The organism is Streptomyces sp. CA-210063 (genome assembly GCF_024612015.1).
Classification (GTDB): Bacteria; Actinomycetota; Actinomycetes; order Streptomycetales; family Streptomycetaceae; genus Streptomyces.
Window position 1 is genome coordinate 4,982,726 of sequence record NZ_CP102512.1, and the last position, 17,899, is coordinate 5,000,624.

Annotated in this window: 17 protein-coding genes; 7 read left to right on the forward strand and 10 right to left on the reverse strand. The window is 69.4% G+C overall.

The features are described 5' to 3' along the window. Positions 1-54: 54 nt before the first annotated feature. On the reverse strand, positions 55-570 hold the full coding sequence (locus JIX56_RS21585; RefSeq protein ID WP_257542850.1) for a hypothetical protein: 516 nt from the start codon (positions 568-570) through the stop codon (positions 55-57). Positions 571-879: 309 nt separating this feature from the next. Here JIX56_RS21585 and JIX56_RS21590 point away from each other — a divergent pair, with 309 nt between their 5' ends. After that, positions 880-1,773, forward strand: a complete 894-nt coding sequence (locus JIX56_RS21590) for a phosphorothioated DNA-binding restriction endonuclease (protein ID WP_257542851.1) — start codon at positions 880-882, stop codon at positions 1,771-1,773. A gap of 837 nt (positions 1,774-2,610) precedes the next feature. Here the strand turns inward: JIX56_RS21590 and JIX56_RS21595 are convergent. Beyond that, positions 2,611-3,021 (reverse strand): PIN domain-containing protein, encoded by a 411-nt coding sequence (locus JIX56_RS21595; RefSeq protein WP_257542852.1) that lies wholly within the window; start codon positions 3,019-3,021, stop codon positions 2,611-2,613. Beyond that, positions 3,018-3,239, reverse strand: a complete 222-nt coding sequence (locus JIX56_RS21600) for a type II toxin-antitoxin system VapB family antitoxin (protein WP_193479418.1) — start codon at positions 3,237-3,239, stop codon at positions 3,018-3,020. The genes JIX56_RS21595 and JIX56_RS21600 overlap by 4 nt, the downstream gene beginning before the upstream one ends. A 294-nt stretch (positions 3,240-3,533) precedes the next feature. Between JIX56_RS21600 and JIX56_RS21605 the strand changes: the two genes are divergently transcribed. From JIX56_RS21605 to JIX56_RS21635, 6 genes are all read left to right on the forward strand, one after another. Then, positions 3,534-3,890, forward strand: coding sequence for a hypothetical protein (locus JIX56_RS21605; RefSeq protein WP_257542853.1), 357 nt, complete (start codon positions 3,534-3,536; stop codon positions 3,888-3,890). A gap of 5 nt (positions 3,891-3,895) precedes the next feature. Beyond that, positions 3,896-4,243 (forward strand): hypothetical protein, encoded by a 348-nt coding sequence (locus tag JIX56_RS21610; protein ID WP_257542854.1) that lies wholly within the window; start codon positions 3,896-3,898, stop codon positions 4,241-4,243. Between the two features lie 1,343 nt (positions 4,244-5,586). Next, on the forward strand, positions 5,587-6,066 hold the full coding sequence (gene bfr, locus JIX56_RS21620; protein WP_257551008.1) for a bacterioferritin: 480 nt from the start codon (positions 5,587-5,589) through the stop codon (positions 6,064-6,066). Positions 6,067-6,286: 220 nt separating this feature from the next. Beyond that, positions 6,287-7,372, forward strand: a complete 1,086-nt coding sequence (locus JIX56_RS21625; protein ID WP_257542855.1) for an iron ABC transporter substrate-binding protein — start codon at positions 6,287-6,289, stop codon at positions 7,370-7,372. Positions 7,373-7,389: 17 nt separating this feature from the next. After that, a complete protein-coding gene (locus tag JIX56_RS21630) occupies positions 7,390-8,937 on the forward strand; it encodes an ABC transporter permease (RefSeq protein WP_257542856.1) in 1,548 nt (515 codons plus the stop codon). 1 nt (position 8,938) lies between these two features. Beyond that, a complete protein-coding gene (locus tag JIX56_RS21635; RefSeq protein ID WP_257542857.1) occupies positions 8,939-10,024 on the forward strand; it encodes an ABC transporter ATP-binding protein in 1,086 nt (361 codons plus the stop codon). A 107-nt stretch (positions 10,025-10,131) separates the two neighbouring features. Here JIX56_RS21635 and JIX56_RS21640 read toward each other — a convergent pair whose 3' ends face one another. From JIX56_RS21640 to JIX56_RS21670, 7 genes are all read right to left on the reverse strand, one after another. Continuing rightward, positions 10,132-10,893, reverse strand: coding sequence for an SDR family NAD(P)-dependent oxidoreductase (locus tag JIX56_RS21640; protein WP_257542858.1), 762 nt, complete (start codon positions 10,891-10,893; stop codon positions 10,132-10,134). Between the two features lie 189 nt (positions 10,894-11,082). Beyond that, on the reverse strand, positions 11,083-11,868 hold the full coding sequence (locus JIX56_RS21645; protein WP_257542859.1) for a hypothetical protein: 786 nt from the start codon (positions 11,866-11,868) through the stop codon (positions 11,083-11,085). Between the two features lie 307 nt (positions 11,869-12,175). Next, positions 12,176-12,949 carry a trimeric intracellular cation channel family protein gene (locus JIX56_RS21650; protein WP_306819868.1) on the reverse strand — a complete coding sequence of 258 codons (774 nt, stop codon included), beginning with the start codon at positions 12,947-12,949 and terminating at the stop codon, positions 12,176-12,178. A 111-nt stretch (positions 12,950-13,060) separates the two neighbouring features. After that, entirely contained in the window at positions 13,061-15,643 is a 2,583-nt protein-coding gene (locus JIX56_RS21655; protein WP_257542860.1) for an FtsX-like permease family protein, read from the reverse strand. 68 nt (positions 15,644-15,711) lie between these two features. Next, positions 15,712-16,497 (reverse strand): ABC transporter ATP-binding protein, encoded by a 786-nt coding sequence (locus JIX56_RS21660; protein WP_257542861.1) that lies wholly within the window; start codon positions 16,495-16,497, stop codon positions 15,712-15,714. 83 nt (positions 16,498-16,580) lie between these two features. Further along, positions 16,581-17,012: a hypothetical protein gene (locus JIX56_RS21665; RefSeq protein ID WP_257542862.1), complete on the reverse strand. Its 432-nt coding sequence runs from the start codon at positions 17,010-17,012 to the stop codon at positions 16,581-16,583. A gap of 162 nt (positions 17,013-17,174) precedes the next feature. Then, positions 17,175-17,891, reverse strand: coding sequence for a response regulator (locus JIX56_RS21670; RefSeq protein ID WP_257551010.1), 717 nt, complete (start codon positions 17,889-17,891; stop codon positions 17,175-17,177). Positions 17,892-17,899 lie beyond the last annotated feature (8 nt).

Sequence of the window (17,899 nt, forward strand, 5' to 3'; positions counted from 1 at the left end):
CCGGCGCAGTGAGGGAATACAGGGTGCCGCCGGAGGCACCCGGTCAGCGCCGGATCACAGGCACTTGACGTTGAGTGTGGAGCTGGTGGCGGTGTCGGAGTCTGTACTTCCCGCAGTGATGGTGCCGAGCGTCTGCGAACGGTAGGAGTACGTCTGAGATGTGGATTCGCAGCTCACCGAAGCGGTGGTCGACCGGGCGGGAGGCGGGCACCTGTGCTGGCGCGGGCTCGCCCCCGCAGTGGTCCAGCCAGGACCCGACAGATAGATCTGGAGGTCCACCTCGCTGTTGCAGGCCAGCGGTGTGCCACCGGCACAGGAGGATAAGCCTCCTGTGCCGGTGATCTTTCCACCACTGTAGTTCGGTTTGTTGGCGAATATCTGGCACGTGATCGCTTCAGCGGCGTCCGGGCTCTCTTCCACGCGAAGAGTGACCTCAGGGTTGCCGATCTGTTCGGACGGCGGAGCCGGTTCGGCCATGGCCCCGCTGCCTATCGCCAGAGCAAACGCGGGAGCCAACAGGACGACGGCGCCCGTACGAGCCAGCATCCTTGCTCTACTGCCGTGTTTCATCGTTCTCCTGTCCCTTGCATCGAAGTGACCTGAGCGACGCAACGGTAGGCATGGGGTGATTACTTTCGATAGCGATTGGTGGGGAATGACCGATTCCCTGTCAGCCCGTGGCTGAGAGGTTCACCAACGAGTCACCATGCTGCACGCGCACGACCACCTCACTCGCGAACTGCCTGACTTCAGACACAGGCTCTAAGGAGTACGCCGGCTTGGCCTCCTCCCCTGCCTCGTCCTCGGCCCACGTGCTCCAGCGACACTCGATCGGGACTCCGACACACTCAACTCAAAACCTCACTACGATCACCGGCCATGGACTGGCTCGGGCGGATCGCGAAGCTCAGGCAGTGGACCAGGAGCGGAACGCGCGCCCCTCACAAGCCGCTGTTGCTCCTGCACGCCCTCGGCCGGTTCCAGCAGGACGCCGACAGCGAACTCCGCTACAGCGCGGTGGAGAAGGACCTGCAGAGTCTGTTGACCGAGTACGGCCCGCCCAACAGGACAACGCCCGCCTACCCGTTCCACCACCTCGTCAGCGACGGGGTGTGGGAAGTGCGTACCGACCTCGGGCCCGGCAGCCCCGGGACCGGGGTACGGGTTCTCCGGGAGACGGGCGCCACCGGCCGGCTCACACCGGAACTCCGAACCGCCCTGCGCGGCGAACCCGAACTGCTGGGACAGATGGCGCGGTTACTGCTCGACCTGCACTTCCCGCCCTCGCTCCACAGCGAGTTGTGCGAAGCCGCCGGCCTGGAACTGGAACCCGCGCACACCGGGCACCTCGTGCCCGCGCGCAGACAGCGGGACCGGCGCATGCGCGAACTGGTCCTCACCGCCTACGAGTACCGGTGCGCCTTCTGCGGCTACGACGGCAGGATCGGCACGGTCCCGGTCGGACTGGAAGCCGCACACGTACGCTGGTGGGCCTTCGGCGGACCGGACGACGTCGACAACGGGCTGTGCCTCTGCTCGCTGCACCACAAGCTCTTCGACAAGGGCGTCCTCGGAGTCGACGACGGCCACCGCATACTCGTCTCCCAGCACTTCGTCGGCCACAGCCCCGCCGCCCGCGAACACGTCGTCGCCCTCGCGGGCCGTCCCCTCATCGGCCCACAACCAGGCATACGCCCAGTCGCAGCCGACCACCGCGCCTGGCACACCAGCCAGGTCTTCCACGGCACTCCACGCCCCGCCACTGCGGCCTGACCGGATGACCGACACCTCCTCTCGATACCCCTCCCTGAAGTCGGCCCGCTTTTCCGCCTCGGCGGTGTCCACCCCGAGCAGGCCCGCGTTGCTAAAGCCTCTCCGACCCCTCTCCGCCCCGAGTTGTTCGGCCGCCGCTGAACCCTCCTCCGTGCGCTCCTGCAATGGCGCCCTTCCGCCCAGCGCTCACTTCCAGGGCTCGGCAACTCCTCAGCCGCCAAGAGGGGCTCCCTGCAACTCCGATCGGACGGCGTGCCCATAGCGTGCCCGTAAGACCGGTGAACCACGGTCAACAGCGGTACGATCCTGCACTTTCGGGCGCAGCGCCCGGCTATATATGCCCAGGTCAGAAGCTACCCGGCGGCCCAAGCGCCGTAGCTTCCCAAGCTGAGAGCGCGAGTTCGATTCTCGTCACCCGCTCTTCTTGAAGCCCCAGGTCAGCGGCCTGGGGCTTGTACATTGGCGGGGATTTTTCCGCAGGATCCGCCCTCCGAGGCGCACGAAGATGGGGCACGTGGAGGGCACGAGTTCTCGGCGGCCGTGGCAGGCTCCCCGGCCCTGGCATCGAACGGTGCCTGTGACCTGCGGTTTCGCTGTATCAACCACATCGGTCACACACGTGAGCCCTCAGCCTGCCCTTCCCCTCGGAGAGACGTATGGCGTTTGCGGACGCCGCAGCACTATTGGTTGCCCAACTCCTACCGACGAGACAAGACTTCAACGAGTGCGCCGCGGTGGACACGGAGGGACCCGGCGGCACCGAGGTGATGCTCCGCCATCTCCGGTATGACGACGCGGGCCTCCACCCTCGCCTGACGCAGGCTCGGCGGAAATCTCTCAGGCGATGTCGTGGACGCTGTGCTCGGTCAAGTCGGATGCGTGCCGAGCGACGGCACGGTATTCGGCATCGTCATGGAGGACAGTCAGGCCATGGTGAGCCGCGGTGGCAGCGATGACGAGGTCGACCGCTGAGGCGCTGCGATGCTCCCCGGCCCGGGCCATGCGGTGCTGCACCGTGCCGATCCAGCGCCCCGCGTTCTTCGGCACCGACACATCTGGGTAGAGGTCGGTGAACATCTCCATGATCTCGTCGTACTCGCGACCGTTCCGGGCGCTGTGAAGAAACTCGGCGCGTTGCACGTAGCAGGATGCGATGGCCCCGGCATCGATCGCGTCGTACCAGGCCGATTGCAGTTTGGGATCACGGAGCAGCCGCACCAGGCCGGACGTGTCGAGCAAGTAGATCACCGGCTGCGCTTCTCCGCCTCGTGCAGACGCTCGGCGTCCTCGACGGCACCCCACTCACGCGCACGCTCGAAGTGACGGCTGATGCGCGCCGCACGCTCCTGCTGCTCGGCGTAGAAGTGCAGAGCGAGATTGACCGCCTCTTTCTTGGTCCTGACCTTTGACAGGGCCATGGCGCGCTCCAGGGCGTCGTCGTCGATGTCGATCTGGGTCACTGACATCCGGCACCTCCCGCTCGCATGTTGGTGATGTACATAGAAGAATACGCTACCAACATTCGTAGGTCCACGTCCGCATGCCGAATCCAGGTATGTGCAGTGGCAACGGACACTCCAGATCAGCCTGCGAGACGCTGCGGTTCGGTCGGCGCAAGCGTCACCCGCCCGTATCGCCCGACTGCTCGTGGTGCCGTGCCCACAGTGTGCCCGTAAGAGCGGAAAAGCCTCGGTCACGGTCGACGACCTGCACACGTACTACGTGCTGGCGGGCTCGACACCCGACCTGGTGCACAACGAGTGCCCCCGTCCATCGCGCTCGGGTTCGCGGAGACGGCGGACAACCCTTTCGCGCTCGCGGACTTCGCCGACCGGACCGGGGCCAAGATGTACCGGGACTGGAGCGACGGAAACTGGACATCCACCCTTAAGGAAGCCAACGATCCGAAAAGCACCGTGCAGATCCACTTCAACCTCGAAGGCATCGACGACCCGGTAGGACTCGCCCGTTCCATGGACGGTGTGGCCTCCCCGAGTGGCGGCGACTACACCGCATGGGAACTGTCACAGATCAAGAACGCCCCGGCCTCCGTGCAGGCCCGGGTCACCTGGTACGACGAATATGGGGACGTCGTCTCCAGTCCTTTCGGAGGGTGAACGCTGTGCAACCGCAAGTCGTGGGCCGGGAGGAGCTTCCTCTCCACTTCAAGCGGCCCTTCCTGGTCTGGTCCTACCAAGCGTCCCATCGCCGCCTCGTGTTGCGGGCAAGCCCGGGAGGCGGAGTGGACGGGACGGTGGAGATCGAGTTTCTGGACGTCCTGGGCATGAAGCTGAAGTCCCAGTACTCCGAGCTCCGGGTCTCCGCCGCCCCCGACACGGTCACCACCGGCATCGACGAGTTCGTGGCCATCCCGGCCAGACATCGGTCCAAATTCACCACGTTGCTCGTCTCGGACGGCTCGGACGACGGTTTCGTGATCTGCGGCTCGCTCCGCGTCCACGAGGACTGACTCTGCGGAGCTCGCACCACAACCGACCGCTCCCCGCCCCGGCTGCACCACTGCCGGGGCGGGGAGCGGTCATCGCTTGCGAGTGAGCTGCCTCCTCGCCCCGGACAGCAGGGTCCTCACCGCGAGGGCTGAAGTCTTTGCATGCAAAGGCAGATCCCTCGTCCCAAGTGGCCGCATCGCGCCGCGCGCACCGCCTTGCACACCCGCCCCCCGTCATGGAAATCGAAGCCCGCGGCGCAGAACCGGCATTGAGTGATCTCGCAGACCAGAGCCGGGAGCGCATCCATGTGCAGCCGAAACGCCTCCTCCGTCGGCCTTCACGTCGACGCGGCCCCCAGCTCGGAAGGAAACGGCACAGGCACGCCACGCGCCCACCTCACGGCGCCGTGCCCATAGCGTGCCCTTCAGAGCGGACAACCACGGTCAACAAAGGTGCCACCAAGCACTCACGCCTGCTCTGGCATGACGAATCTATGCAGGTCACAAGCCGCATGGGTGCCGAAGCGCCGTCGCTTCCCAAGCTGAGAGCGCGAGTTCGATTCTCGTCACCCGCTCCACATTGAAACCCCAGGTCGATGGCCTGGGGTTGTTTGTTGTCCAGTCCAACTTGAGGGTGGCGTGCCCTTCGCGTGCCCGGACGCGTTATCGGTGACCTGCGTCATGCCCTGAGCGAATAGCGATGAAGTCGTGTACACGGAGGGCGACTTGCCGGCCGCCTGCCGGTGCCCGGCTTGCCCGCCCTGGAGCGAGGACGAGGCGAAGGCGGTCGAGTTCGTGAGGCGCTTGGTGCCCAACGTGCAGCGGCCGGGCTTCACCGCCGCGCTCGCCTTCGCCGGGACCGAGGCCACTGGTCCGGAGGGCATCGGCTTCGTCACCGCCTGGACCACCCTCTCCCCCTTCCCCACCGACGGCTGTACCCCCAGGCCGCCGCGGGCCTCGGCCCCGAACGCACCGTCGACTTGCTGTGCGGGGCCCGAGAGACAGACGAGTTGGCCGTCCGCGCCGACGCCCGGGGCACCGGCCTCGCCGCCGCGCGGGCGGGGACGTCGGGCAAGTGGGCCTCTGTGACAAGCAGGCCGAGGATTGCCGGCATGGGCGCCGACTGGGGCTTGGCGTTCCGAGGGAAAGCGAGGCCGACTGCGGATATCGCGACCCGATCACCACACGCGAAAGCGCGCTATCGTCGAAGAAACGGGCGCCATCGACAGGTCCTGACCGCATCGGATGGGTCGTCCGGCCGCGAAGAGCGTGTGTGTGCGGTAAGCGTTCGCTTACTGGGTCGGCCACTGGTGGCAATGGATGCGTGGCGTCGAGTCTGCCTGTCTCGGGAAGGACGGCTTGCCATGCAGAGCGACCCCGAGGTGCTTGAGTTCCTCAATGAGCAACTGACCGCGGAGCTGACGGCGATCAACCAGTACTTCCTGCACGCCAAGATGCAGGAGAGCAACGGCTGGCCGAAGCTCGCGCAGTACACGCGACACGAGTCGTTCGACGAGATGAACCACGCGGAGACCCTCACCGACCGAATCCTGTTGCTCAACGGCCTGCCCAACTACCAGCGGCTCTTCCATGTGCGCGTGGGGCAGTCCGTCACCGAGATGTTCCAGGCGGACCGCGAGGTCGAGGTCGAGGCGATCGACCGTCTCCGGCGCGGCATCGAGGTCATGCGCTCCAAGGGCGACATCACCTCGGCGAACATCTTCGAGTCGATCCTCGCCGACGAGGAGCACCACATCGACTACCTCGACACGCAGCTCGGACTGATCGAGAAGCTGGGCGAGCCGCTCTACATCGCCCAGGTGGTCGAGCAGCCGGAGAGCTGATCGCGAGCTGACGGCGAGCTGACGGCGAAACGCCCGCTGCCGGGCACGGCCTGCCCGGCGGCTGAGCCGCGTGTGCGACTTGTCACCGACGGCCTCTACTCACGGGCGTCTACTCATCACGGGCGTCGACCCGAATGCCGGATAAAAGTGGGCATACTTAAAGAAGCTTAGCCTGACCTAACCATGGCCCCGGCATGACCGGCGACGGAGGAGCGGCATCGTGAGTATCCCCGGGATGAGGCCCCTGCTGGCGTCGGCCCTCGGCGGGTTGCTGGCCCTGGGAGCCACGGCCTGCGGCTCGGAACAGGCCGCGCGGACCGAGGCCGCGCAGACCGAGGCGGGTCGGGCCGAGGCCCAAGCGGGCTCGGACAAGAAGATCACCGTGTACAGCGGTCGGAGCGAGTCGCTCGTCGAGCCGGTGCTGGAGGACTTCCAGGAGGCCAGCGGTATCACCGTCGAGGTGCGCTACGGCGATACCGCGCAGATGGCCGCCCAGTTGCAGGAAGAGGGCAGCCGGAGCCCGGCGGATGTCTTGCTCGCCCAAGATGCCGGGGCCCTGGGGGCCGTGGCCGAGAAGGGTCTCTTCGCCGAGCTGCCCGACGAGGTGCTGGACAAGGTGCCGACCGCCTATCGGGACGAGGACGGCGAGTGGGTCGGTGTGACGGGCCGCGTGCGCACGATGGTCTACGACACGGACCAGGTCTCCGAGGCCGATCTGCCCAAGTCGGTGTTCGAGCTGACCGAGCCCGAATGGAAGGGCAAGGTCGGCATCGCACCGACCAACGGCTCGTTCCAGGCGTTCATCACCGCGATGCGGGTGGAGCACGGCGACGAGAAGACCGAGGACTTCCTCGCGGGGCTGAAGGCCAATGACGCGCAGATCCGCGAGGGGAACGCGCCGATCGTCGCCGACGTCGACTCCGGCGAACTCGCTTCCGGGCTGGTCAACCACTACTACGTGTACGAGCTGGCCAAGGAGGAAGGCGCCACCGTCGACGCGCTGAAGGCGAAGAACCACTTCTTCCCGGACAAGGACATCGGCAGCCTCGTCAACGTCTCCGGTGTGGGCGTGCTGGACAAGGCCGACGACGATGCCGACGTCCGCGAGTTCGTCGACTATCTGCTGGGCACCCAGGCCCAGACCTACTTCGCCGAGCAGACGTACGAGTACCCGCTGATCGACGGCGTCGCCACCGCCCCCGGCCTGCCCCGGCTCTCCTCGCTGAACACACCGGACATCGACCTCAACGACCTGGACGACCTGGCGGCCACCGTCCAAATGATCAGGGAATCGGGGCTCGTCTGACCATCACGCCGCTCCTCGTGCTGCGCCGGGCGCGGCGGCTGGTGCCGCGTCCGGCACTGGCCTGCGCGGCGATGCTCGCCATCGGCGTCGCCCTCGTTCCGCTGGCCTATCTGGGGATACGGGTCGGCGAGGCGGGCTGGGACCGGATCGCCGACGAACTGTTCACTGAGCGCACCGGGGAACTGATCGTCCGGAGCGTGGCGCTGGCGGCGGTCGTCACCGCGGCCTGCGCGGTCCTGGGCGTGGTCGCGGCGTTCTTGGTCACCCGCACCGACCTACCGGCCCGGCGGCTGTTCGGGGTGCTCGCCGCGCTTCCCCTCGCGGTTCCCAGCTACGTCGCCGCCTTCGCCTGGGTGTCCACGGTGGAGGACTTCGAGGGCTTCTGGGCCGCGGCCCTCGTGCTCACGCTGGTCTCGTACCCGTACGTCTACCTGCCGGTCGCCGCCGCGCTGGTCGGTGTGGATCCGGCGCAGGAGGAGGTGGCCAGGTCCCTGGGACGCGGCCCGTGGCACACGACTGTCGGCGTGACGCTGCGCCAGGTACGGCCGGCGGTGGCGGCGGGAGCGCTGCTCGTCGCGCTCTACGTGCTCTCCGACTTCGGCGCCGTCTCGATCCTGCGGGTGGAGGTCCTCACCCGTGCCGTCTTCACCTCGATCAACCTGGGCTTCGACCGCACCGGGGCGCTCGTGCTCGCCACGGCCCTCGTCGCCCTCACGGCGCTGGTGCTTCTCGCCGAGCAGCTCAGTCGACGGCGTGCGGCCCGCTACGCCCGCCTCGGCGGCGGGGCACCCCGGCCGCCGATCCGACTGCGCCTGGGCCGGTCGCGGTGGCCGGCCGTGCTCGGGCTCACCGGTGTGATCGGGGCGGCTCTCGGCGTGCCGGCGCTGAGTCTGGGCCGGTGGTTCGGGGAGGGCGTCTCACGGCCCGGGTCGCTCGGCGAACTCGCCTCCGCAGCCGGGAACTCGCTGCAGGTCGCCCTGCTCGGCACGGGCCTGACCATGGTGCTGGCGATGCCGGTCGGACTGCTGTCCGCCCGCGCTCCTGGCCTGCTCTCCGTGGCTCTGGACCGCCTGGCGTATCTCTCGCACGCGCTGCCCGGTCTGGTCATCGGGCTGTCGCTGGTGTTCTTCGGCATCAACGTGGCCTACCCGCTGTACCAGAGCGTGTGGCTGCTCGCACTCGCGTACGCGGCCCTGTTCCTGCCCCTCGCGGTCGCGGCCGTCGGCGCGGCTGCGTCACAGGCCCCACCCGGCCTGGAGGAGGTGGCCCGCTCACTCGGGCGGCGACGGGCGTACGTACTCCGCACGGTGACCCTGCCACTGGCGGCGCCCGGCATCGGCGCCGGCGCCGCACTGGTCTTCCTCACCTGTATGAAGGAACTGCCCGCCACGCTGCTGCTGCGCCCCACAGGAATGGACACCCTCGCCACCGGTTTGTGGAAGCACACCTCGGTCGCCGCGTACGCGGCCGCCGCACCCTACGCGGCCCTGTTGGTGCTCATCGCCGCCGTGCCCACGTGGTGGCTGTCGGCACGCACCGGCGTCCTCACCCGTACAGGCGGCTGACATGGCGGAACTGCGCATCGCCGACGTCCACAAAGCCTACGGCCGCGTCCAGGCACTGTCCGGCGTGGACCTCAGAGTCCGCTCCGGAGCGCTCGTCGCCGTCCTCGGCCCCTCCGGCTCGGGCAAGACCACGCTGCTGCGCTGCATCGCGGGCTTCGAGGCGCCGGACGCCGGAGAGATCCGGATCGACGGCCGCCGTGTCGCCACCCCCGACGCCTCGGTGCCGCCGGAGCGGCGGCGGATCGCGGTGGTCCCCCAGGAGGGCGCGCTCTTCCCGCACCTGTCCGTCCTCGGCAACGTCGCCTACGGGCTCGGCCGGGCGGCCCGGCGGGCCGGCCGAGCGGCTGCCGTACTGGACCTGGTGGGGCTGGCAGGCTTCGAGGACCGGATGCCGCACCACCTCTCCGGCGGGCAGCAGCAGCGCGTCGCGGTCGCCCGAGCACTCGCGCCGCGCCCGCCGGTCGTGCTGCTCGACGAGCCGTTCAACGCTCTCGATGCCGCGCTGCGCGCCGAAGTGCGACGGGACGTCTGGCAGGCACTGCACGCCGACGGCGCCACGGCGGTCCTCGTCACCCACGATCAGGCGGAGGCGCTGTCGATGGCCGAGGAGATCGCGGTCATGCGGGACGGCCGTATCGTCCAGATGGGCCCCCCGGAATTCCTCTACGCCTCACCGGCCGACCCGTGGGTGGCCGGGTTCGTCGGCGAGGCGGTATGGCTGCCCGGTGTGATGGACGGCGACCGGGCTCGCACCCCTCTGGGCACGGTAGGACTCACACCGCACGAAGGCGGTGCGCCGATCGGCCCGACGCGCGTGCTGCTACGGCCCGAACAGATCACGCTCGCCGCGCCGGGGGCCCGGGACGCGGTCGCCGCGACCGTGGTGCGGCGCGACTTCTACGGCCACGACGCGGTGCTCGCCCTGCGTCTGAGCGACGGCACGCTGGTGGCCGCGCGGGTCTTCGACCCGGCCGCCCTTCCACCCGCCGTCGGGGACGAGGTCGCCGTGCGCGTCCGCGGCACCGCCCGCGTCTTCCCGCCCAGCGGACGACCGGGCGGCCGCGCCCAGCCATCCAGAGGCAAGTAGGACAACCCCGAGTCCGGCAGGTACCACCAAGCGCCGTCGCTTCCAAGCTGAGAGCGCGAGTTCGATTCTCGTCACCCGCCCCTGGCTGCTGTCGGGCGTCAGATCGCTCAATGCTTCAGGGCGTCCGAGATGGACTTGACGCCGCCGTGCGCAGTGAGTCCCCCGTCCACCGGAATCTCCGCACCGCTGATGAACGACGACTCGTCGGACAGCAAGAACACCACGAGCGGGGCGATGTCATCGACCGTCCCGCTCCTGCCCAGCGGTGTCTCTGCGATGGTCGCGTCACGAAAAGCCTTCGTGGCCTGGGCGGTCATCTCGGTCTCGATGTAACCGGGGAGCACCGTGTTGACCCGGATCCCCTTCGGTCCCAGTTCCGTGGCCGCGATTTTCGACACGGCACGCAGGGCCCATTTACTCGCGGTGTAGGCGACGGGGTAATAGCCGGTGAGCGCGGTGGCCGACCCGATGTTCACGATGGACGAGCCGGGTGGCATGAGCGGGGACAGGCGCTGGATACCCAGCAGTGGGCCGGTGGTGTTCACCGCCTGCACGTGTGCCATGTCCTCGGGGCGTACGTCTGCGAGCCGCTTCCTCTCGATGATCCCCGCGTTATTGACCAGCCCGTGGACCTGGCCGTACGTCTCCTTCAGTTCGGCGGCCAGTTCGTCCCAGTCGCTCTCACCGCTGATGTCGAGTCGTCGGCATCCTTCGCCTTCGGGACGCGCGTCGGTGGCCACCACGGTGGCACCGGCTCGGGCCAGCGCCCGAGCCTCGGCCGCCCCTTGCCCGCGGGCCGCTCCCGTGACGACGACGACTTTGCCTGCGAGACGCCGAGCGGGCTGCTCATGTTCGGAGGTCGAACTCATGGCGGACAAAATACCTTGTCACCGTCACCCGTCCGGCCTCGCCTATTGATGCGCAAGGTGAGAATCCGATCTGAATATTCAATCGTCGCGTGAGTGAACTGTGGAATTTCCCTTCTGTTCGCCCGTGACCCTTCAAGCGGGCGGAAGCCCGTGCACGGGCAGGGGCGGCAGGGTGAGCGCTGTGGCGCTTCAGGCCGCGCGTCGCGTGTCCTGGCTGAGCCTGGCCGAGGACACGACCGTGTAGGAGAAACGGCCCCAGCGGCCGGTCCTGCACAGAGCCAGTCCCAGGCGGTCGAGGAGAGGGGTCAGCCGCAGCATCCGGGCGCGGAGGGCGGCCCGGGCCAGCGGCTGTTCGGCTGAGCCCAGCAGACGTGTCAGATCGTGGCAGCACCAGGGCTGGGTATCGGTGAGAAAGAGACCGAGAAGAACCTTCTGCGAAGCCTGGTGGGCAGGCAGGTGGGACGACGACAGCTCCTGGCCCTGCTCCTGCCCCTGGTACCGGGGCGTGCGTGCTTCCTTCCTGGCCAGCCAGCGCTGATCCGCCACCAGCCGGGCGGTCAGTTCCTCGACCGGCATGCTGCGCGCCAGAACGTTGGTGGCACCCGCTTCGAGCAGCGCCGCAGGGCAGGTGTCCTCGGGCACGAGGACGGTCACGGGTGCCAGCCGCCGCAGCAGCGCGACGCGGTGTCCGAGAACGTAGGCGCATCTCTCGTCCGGCACGTCGAGAACCGCCAGCGGTCGCGGTCGTCCGGTCAGCAGTTCTCCGTAGGCGTGGAGTGCCCCCCAGGGGTGGACCACTGGAGGGAGCAGCTGAGTTCTGCGCGCCTCGCGCAACAGTGGCCCGCTGCGCGCCCGGTCGAGGGAGATCATCACACACGGCCCGGAGGGCGTGTCCATGCCGGCGGCGCCGGCCTGTCCGGCCGGGTTGTCCCCGCCCGCGGGCCGGCGGGCGGCCGTCGGCGTGGCAGACCTCATGAGACCTCCGTGTTCTTCCATGTCTCTTCGTTCTTCTCCGGTGCGAGGGGTCTTCTCGACGGGGCGGCCCTCGGTCAGCACTGCTCGGGGAAAGCCGCGCCCGGGCGGCGGGTGGGCAGCGGCGGCCGCTCAGTACTACCGCCATGGCCGCCGCTGCCACGGTCACGCCGGTCGGCATCCGCCTTGACGATCCCGCCCGACGGCAGGTCCTTCCCTCGGCCCGGGAGCCGGTTCCGGGCACCGCATCTCGGCCATTCGGCCGACACACCGCTCGGCCGTTCTGCCTGGCGGGCGGATCCGGTTCTGATCACTTCGGCTGCCTTGACCGCGTGTGCCGATGGGGGAGCCGGATGCGGAGGGTGTCCTCCAGCGGCGCGTATTGACCGTCGACCGCGGCCGCACCCTCCAACTGCGCGGAGCCTGGCTGCTGTCGCATGCCGGCAAAGGGATCGCGCCACATACGCGAGCGAGGGGTGCGCCAGCGGCGGCGGAGGGCGAGCAGTCTCAAGAGGAAGGCCGCCAGGGCGGCACCGACCGCGGTGAAGACGTTCAGCACCTCGACGGCGTGCAGCAGTGCCACGGCGCCGGCGCCGACGAGGGCGGGCAGTGCGTACAGATCACGGTTCCAGCGGAGGAGGGGCGGCACTTCGAGCGCCAGCAGGCTGCTGATGACACCGCCGCCGACGGCCGTGGCCACCCCGAGCGTTGCCGCCGCGGTGAGGCCGAAGCCATGGGTGAGGGCCTTGATCGTTCCTGTGACGCTGAACAGTCCCAGTGCCGCCGCGTCGAACCCGTCGAACAGGGAGCCGTCGTGGTGGCTGGTCGCGCCGAAGAAGACGATCAGGGCCGCGCCGAGGGGCGCCAGGTAGTAGCCGAGGTCGGCGAACGCCACGGGGGTGACACCGATGACGAGGTCGCGGAAGAGCCCGCCGCCCAGGCCGGCCGCCTCGGCGAGAGCGATCGTTCCGAAGATGTCGAAGTCCTTGCGGACGGAAAGCAGTGCTCCGGAGAGCGCGAAGGCGAAGATTCCCAGGAGATCCATCGCGTACTGGATCCAGTGGTTGAGTTCGCTCGTCGGCATGGGTTCGTTTCTCTCTCGGCTCCGGACTCATTCGGTGGCGCTCCGGACTCATTCGGTGGCGCTCCGGACTCATGCGGTGGCGCTCCGGACTCATGCGGTGGTGCTCCGGACTCATTCGGTGGCGCCCAGCGCCACCACCGGGCTGACCCGGGCCGCGCGGCGGGCGGGCAGCAGTCCGGCGAGCGCGGTGACGAGCACCAGTCCCAGGAAGACCGTCAGCAGTTGGCCGTACGGCAGGAGCAGCGGCGCTCCGATGTTCAGCAGCCGGACCGCCAGCCAGGCGTAGGGCACGCCGAGAGCCAGACCGAGGAGGCCGCCGAGGACGCCGTACAAAGCGGCCTCCATGCCGATCAGGAAGCGGAGTCCGGACCGGCCGAGTCCCAGCGCACGCAGCAGTCCTGACTCGCGGGTGCGCTCCAGCACGGTGAGGCCGGTCGTGGTGCCGACGCCGACGACGGCGATGAGTACGGTGAGCCCGAGCAGACCGAGCGACAGGGTGGCCACCATCTCGATGTCGGCGTCGCTGTCGTCGCGCTCCTCCGCGAGGATCCTCAGCTCCATCGCGCTGCCCGGGCCGACGGTCTCGCGAATCGCCTGCTCCGCCGCGTTGCGGGCCGCCTGTCCTGGCTCGGCGGCATTCGCCAGGACACCGGCCGGCAGCGGCGAGGCGCCCATCCTGTCCAGGTCGCCCGGCGTGACGATCGCGTCGGCGCCCAGGGGTCCTTCGTCGGGCAGCGTGGCCGCGACGGACATCCGGAGGGTGCCCTTCTTCGCCGTGGAGAAGGTGATGCTGTCGCCGGCCGCCATGCCGAGGCCCCTGGCGAGTCTGCTGCTCACGATCACTTCACCCGGACCGAGTTCGCTCAGTGTGCCGGTCATCGGGCGAAGCAGCCGTGAGGAGGGCAGAGCGGTCAGGTCCAGGTCGATGGCGGACGCTTCCATGCTGCCGACGGCGACATCGGTCTGCCGGTATGCGGTCGCGTCGGTGAGCTGGGGTACGGCCTTGAGGCGGCGTACGAGGTCGGCGCTGAGGCCGCTGATGGTGCCGTTCGGGGTTTCGCCGGTGCTCACGGTGCCGCTCATATCGAAGTCCGCGGGGGCCTGGACGGCGAGTTCCCGGTCCATGTGGCCCCGCAGGGTCGCGATGCCGACGAGGGTGCCGGAGACCAGGGTGACGCCGAGCGCGACGACGACCGACACGGCCGCCGCGCGACGCGGGGCACCGCCGATGCCGCCGACGGCGAGTGTCCCGGTGGGCCCGAGCCGGCGCAGCGGCCACCCGGCGACCGCCAGCAGCGGGCGTACGAGCAGCGGGCCGAGGGTGATCAGCGCGAGGAACGCCAGGGTGCCCGAGAGGACCGTCAGCATCAGGCCCGCGACCGAGTCGTAGTTCAGGTCGCCCGGTTCGGGCAGGTCCCTGAGGAGCACACCGGCCAGTCCGACGGCACCGGCAGCGAGGAGCAGGCCGACGCCGAGGCGCGCACGGCCGATGCCGCGTTCGCCCGCCAGGGTGCCGGCGCTGCGCAGTGTCTGCAGCGGGGAGACCCCGGCGGCGGACGACGCGGGAGCGAGCACCGCGCCGACGGTCACCAGTACGGCGCCGAGCACCACCGCCACAGCCGCGGCCACGGGCACCGCGGGCGCCGAGAGGCTCAGTCCGGCCGCGTCGGCGATCACCGGGGCGGCGTATCCGGCGCCGAGCGCCAGCAGGACGCCGGCCGTACCGGCGACGAGGCCCACCAGTGCTCCCTCGACGGCGAGCGCCCGGACGAGCTGTCCGCGGTGGGCGCCGATGGTGCGCAGGAGCGCCAGTTGGCGCAGCCGCTGGGCGAAGACGACGCGGAACGTCGAGGTCGCGACGAGGGCGGCGGCCACCACGGCGATCGCCAGGAACATCGCGATGAGCCGGAAGACGTCCGCGTACTGGTCCACCGCGGCCCGGGCCTCCTCGCCGCGCACGGTGTCACCGGGAACGAAGTCGAATTCCGCACCGGAAGTGCGCTGGAGCACCGCGGACAGCCGCTCGGTCAGGGCCTCGGCGGACACACCGGGTTCCGCGCGGACGTCGAGCCGCGGATAGCCCTCGATGTGTCCCATCGCGTTGAGGGCGGCGGCGGGGGCGTAACCGGTGGCCTCCCGGTCGGAGTTCACCTCGACCACGCCCGTGACGGTCACGGTGACCGTCTGTGTCCCCTCGGTCTCCCCAGTCCCCTCGGCGGTCTCGGCATCCTCGGCCACCGGGACCAGCAGGCCGACCCGGTCGCCCGGCTCGATGTCCAGCCGCTGCGAGGCCTGCCGGTTCACGGCCAGCTCGAGGGGGCCGTCCGGGTAACCGCCCGCCACGAGCCGCACCCGCGACAGCGGTCCGCTGCCGGGGTCGCCCTGAAGCTCCAGATAGCGTCGGGAGACCTCGGCGAGTGACACCCCGTTCTCCGTACGGGTGGCGACCTCGGCCACTCCCGGTACCGCCTGGACGGCTTTGGTCTGCGCGTCGGTGATGACGTCGTCGTCCCCCAGCACGACCAGGTCGACGGCCTCGGGGGTGCCGCGGAACCGGTCGACGGTGGTCTGTTCGGTGATCTGCTGGGCCATCACGGTGCCGAACACGACGAACGCGGCGACGAGCACCGACAGTCCGGTCATGAGGAGTCGGCCGGGCCGGGCCGGCGCCCCGGCGAGCTGGGTGCGCAGCACGGCGGCCAGCGGTCCCGGATGCTTTTCAGGACGCGGTCCCGGGACCGTACGCGGACGCGGTTCCCGGCTCATCGGGTGACCACCAGGTTCTGCAGCGCGTCGGTGACCGACGCCGGGCCGGGGCTGTCCAGGTCCTCGACGACGCGGCCGTCGGCGAGGACGATGACGCGGTCGGCGTAGGCGGCGGCGCCCGGGTCGTGGGTCACCATGACGACCGTCTGCCCGAGGTCGCGCGCCGAGTCCCGCAGGAAGCCCAGCACTTCGGCACCGGAGCGGGAGTCGAGATTGCCGGTGGGCTCGTCGGCGAACACCACGGCGGGCCGTGCCACCAGGGCCCGGGCCAGCGCGACCCGCTGCTGCTGGCCGCCGGACAGCTCACCGGGCCGGTGGGTCATCCGGTCGCCGATGCCGAGGACGCCGATGAGATGGTCGAGCAGCTCCCGGTCGACGGGCCGGCCGGCCAGGTCGAGCGGCAGGGTGATGTTCTGCCTCGCGGTCAGCTGTGGCAGCAGGTTGAACGACTGGAAGACGAAGCCGATCCTGTCGCGCCGTACGGTGGTCAGCGCCCGTTCGGACAGGCCGGTCAGGTCCGTACCGTCGATCAGCATCCGCCCGGAGGTGGCGGTTTCGAGGCCGGCCAGGCAGTGCATGAGGGTGGACTTGCCGGAACCTGACGGGCCCATGATGGCGGTGAAGCGGGCGCGTGCGAAGCCGACGGTCACTCCGTCCAGGGCTCGTACTCCGGTGTCACCATGGCCGTAGACCTTGACGAGGTCTTCCGCGCCGACGGCGGTGTCATCGCCGACGTGGCCGGAAATGCTTTCAGTTCTGTGCGCGCTGGCGCGGATACCCATGGTCTGATTCCCCTGTGTAGCTGTTTCGGCCGCGTTGCCGCGTGGCTTTGACGCGTGGAGTTGCCGCGTGGCGTTGAAATACGTCAGGACGCGATCGGCGGAACCACGAGGGTGCGTTCGGCCTCGGTGCAATGCGAATTGGCCGTCTTCGTCATGTCGGCCAGTTCCTGCTTCGTCGGCGCCTCGGCCGTACCCGTCGCGTGATCGGCGGCCCACTGCTCGTACGTGGCGATCCGCAGCCCGAGGTAGCCGTCCTTCATCTCCGCGATGCGCAGGTCACGCGTGTCCTTCCGCCACTTCGCCACCGCGGCCTCGTCCGCGGGAAGCTCCTGCGCCTCGTCGATGATCTTCTGGGCGAGAGCGCAGTCGGCCGCCGACGCCTGGCTCGGCGCATCGCGCTGCTGCCACCAATAGGCGCCGCCGATTCCCACGGCCGCCATCACCACGACCGCGAGGGAGATCCCGAATACCAGCGCTTTCTTGCTGCGGCTGTCGCTCTGAACGGTGATAACCATCGGATGCCCCCGGAGAATTGTCGGCGAAACGTGCTTTCGGTTCGTCAACAATCCTTGCGGAGGCGGCTTTCACGCACATCCGATCGGGAAACGACCTCCGTGCACCCGCTCGTACGACCCGGGTCGTACGCCGATGCGCGACCGCCTCCTACACCGGAAGGATCAGCCGGTCGGCCGGACCAGCCCGGTCTGGTACGCCAGTACCACGGCCTGCACCCGGTCGCGCAGCTCCAGCTTGGTGAGGATCCGCCCGAGGTGCGTCTTCACGGTCGTCTCCGCGACGTGCAGGCGAGCCGCGATCTCGGAGTTGGACAGCCCTTGGCCGACCAGTTCCAGTACGTCCCGCTCCCGCTCGGTCAGGACGGCGAGCCGGTCGTCCTCCCGTTGCGGCTCCGGGGCGGGTACCAGTTGTCCGGCGAACCGTTCGAGCAGCCGACGGGTCACCCGGGGGGCCACGACGGAGTCGCCCGCCGCCACCACGCGGATCGCGGCGAGGAAATCCTCGGGCGGCACGTCCTTCAGCAGGTAGCCGCTCGCACCGGCCTGGAGCGCGGCGAACGCGTCGTTGTCGGTGTCGAACGTGGTGAGGACAAGGATCTTGGGCGGGTTCGGGCGCTCGCCGATCCGCTCGGTGGCCTCCACCCCGTCCATGACGGGCATGCGGATGTCCATGACGACGACATCGGCCGTGGTGCTGTCCAGCAGCGTCAGCGCCGCCGCCCCGTCCCCCGCCTCTCCGACGACCTCGATGTCGGGCTGTGCGTCCAGCACCATGGCGAACCCGGCGCGCACCAGGGGCTGGTCGTCCACGACCACCACCCGGATCGGTCCCGCCGCAGCACCCGAACCGTTCGTGCCGCCGTTCGCGCCGCCGTTCATGCCGCCGT

Coding starts and splice junctions, on each gene's coding strand:
- JIX56_RS21670 (WP_257551010.1), bottom strand. CDS start 17,891: ATGAACGGCGGCGCGAACGGCGGCACGAACGGTTCGGGTGCTGCGGCG.
- JIX56_RS21650 (WP_306819868.1), bottom strand. CDS start 12,949: ATGCCGACGAGCGAACTCAACCACTGGATCCAGTACGCGATGGATCTC.
- JIX56_RS21660 (WP_257542861.1), bottom strand. CDS start 16,497: ATGGGTATCCGCGCCAGCGCGCACAGAACTGAAAGCATTTCCGGCCAC.
- JIX56_RS21645 (WP_257542859.1), bottom strand. CDS start 11,868: ATGAGGTCTGCCACGCCGACGGCCGCCCGCCGGCCCGCGGGCGGGGAC.
- JIX56_RS21600 (WP_193479418.1), bottom strand. CDS start 3,239: ATGTCAGTGACCCAGATCGACATCGACGACGACGCCCTGGAGCGCGCC.
- JIX56_RS21585 (WP_257542850.1), bottom strand. CDS start 570: ATGAAACACGGCAGTAGAGCAAGGATGCTGGCTCGTACGGGCGCCGTC.
- JIX56_RS21590 (WP_257542851.1), top strand. CDS start 880: ATGGACTGGCTCGGGCGGATCGCGAAGCTCAGGCAGTGGACCAGGAGC.
- bfr (WP_257551008.1), top strand. CDS start 5,587: ATGCAGAGCGACCCCGAGGTGCTTGAGTTCCTCAATGAGCAACTGACC.
- JIX56_RS21665 (WP_257542862.1), bottom strand. CDS start 17,012: ATGGTTATCACCGTTCAGAGCGACAGCCGCAGCAAGAAAGCGCTGGTA.
- JIX56_RS21640 (WP_257542858.1), bottom strand. CDS start 10,893: ATGAGTTCGACCTCCGAACATGAGCAGCCCGCTCGGCGTCTCGCAGGC.
- JIX56_RS21635 (WP_257542857.1), top strand. CDS start 8,939: ATGGCGGAACTGCGCATCGCCGACGTCCACAAAGCCTACGGCCGCGTC.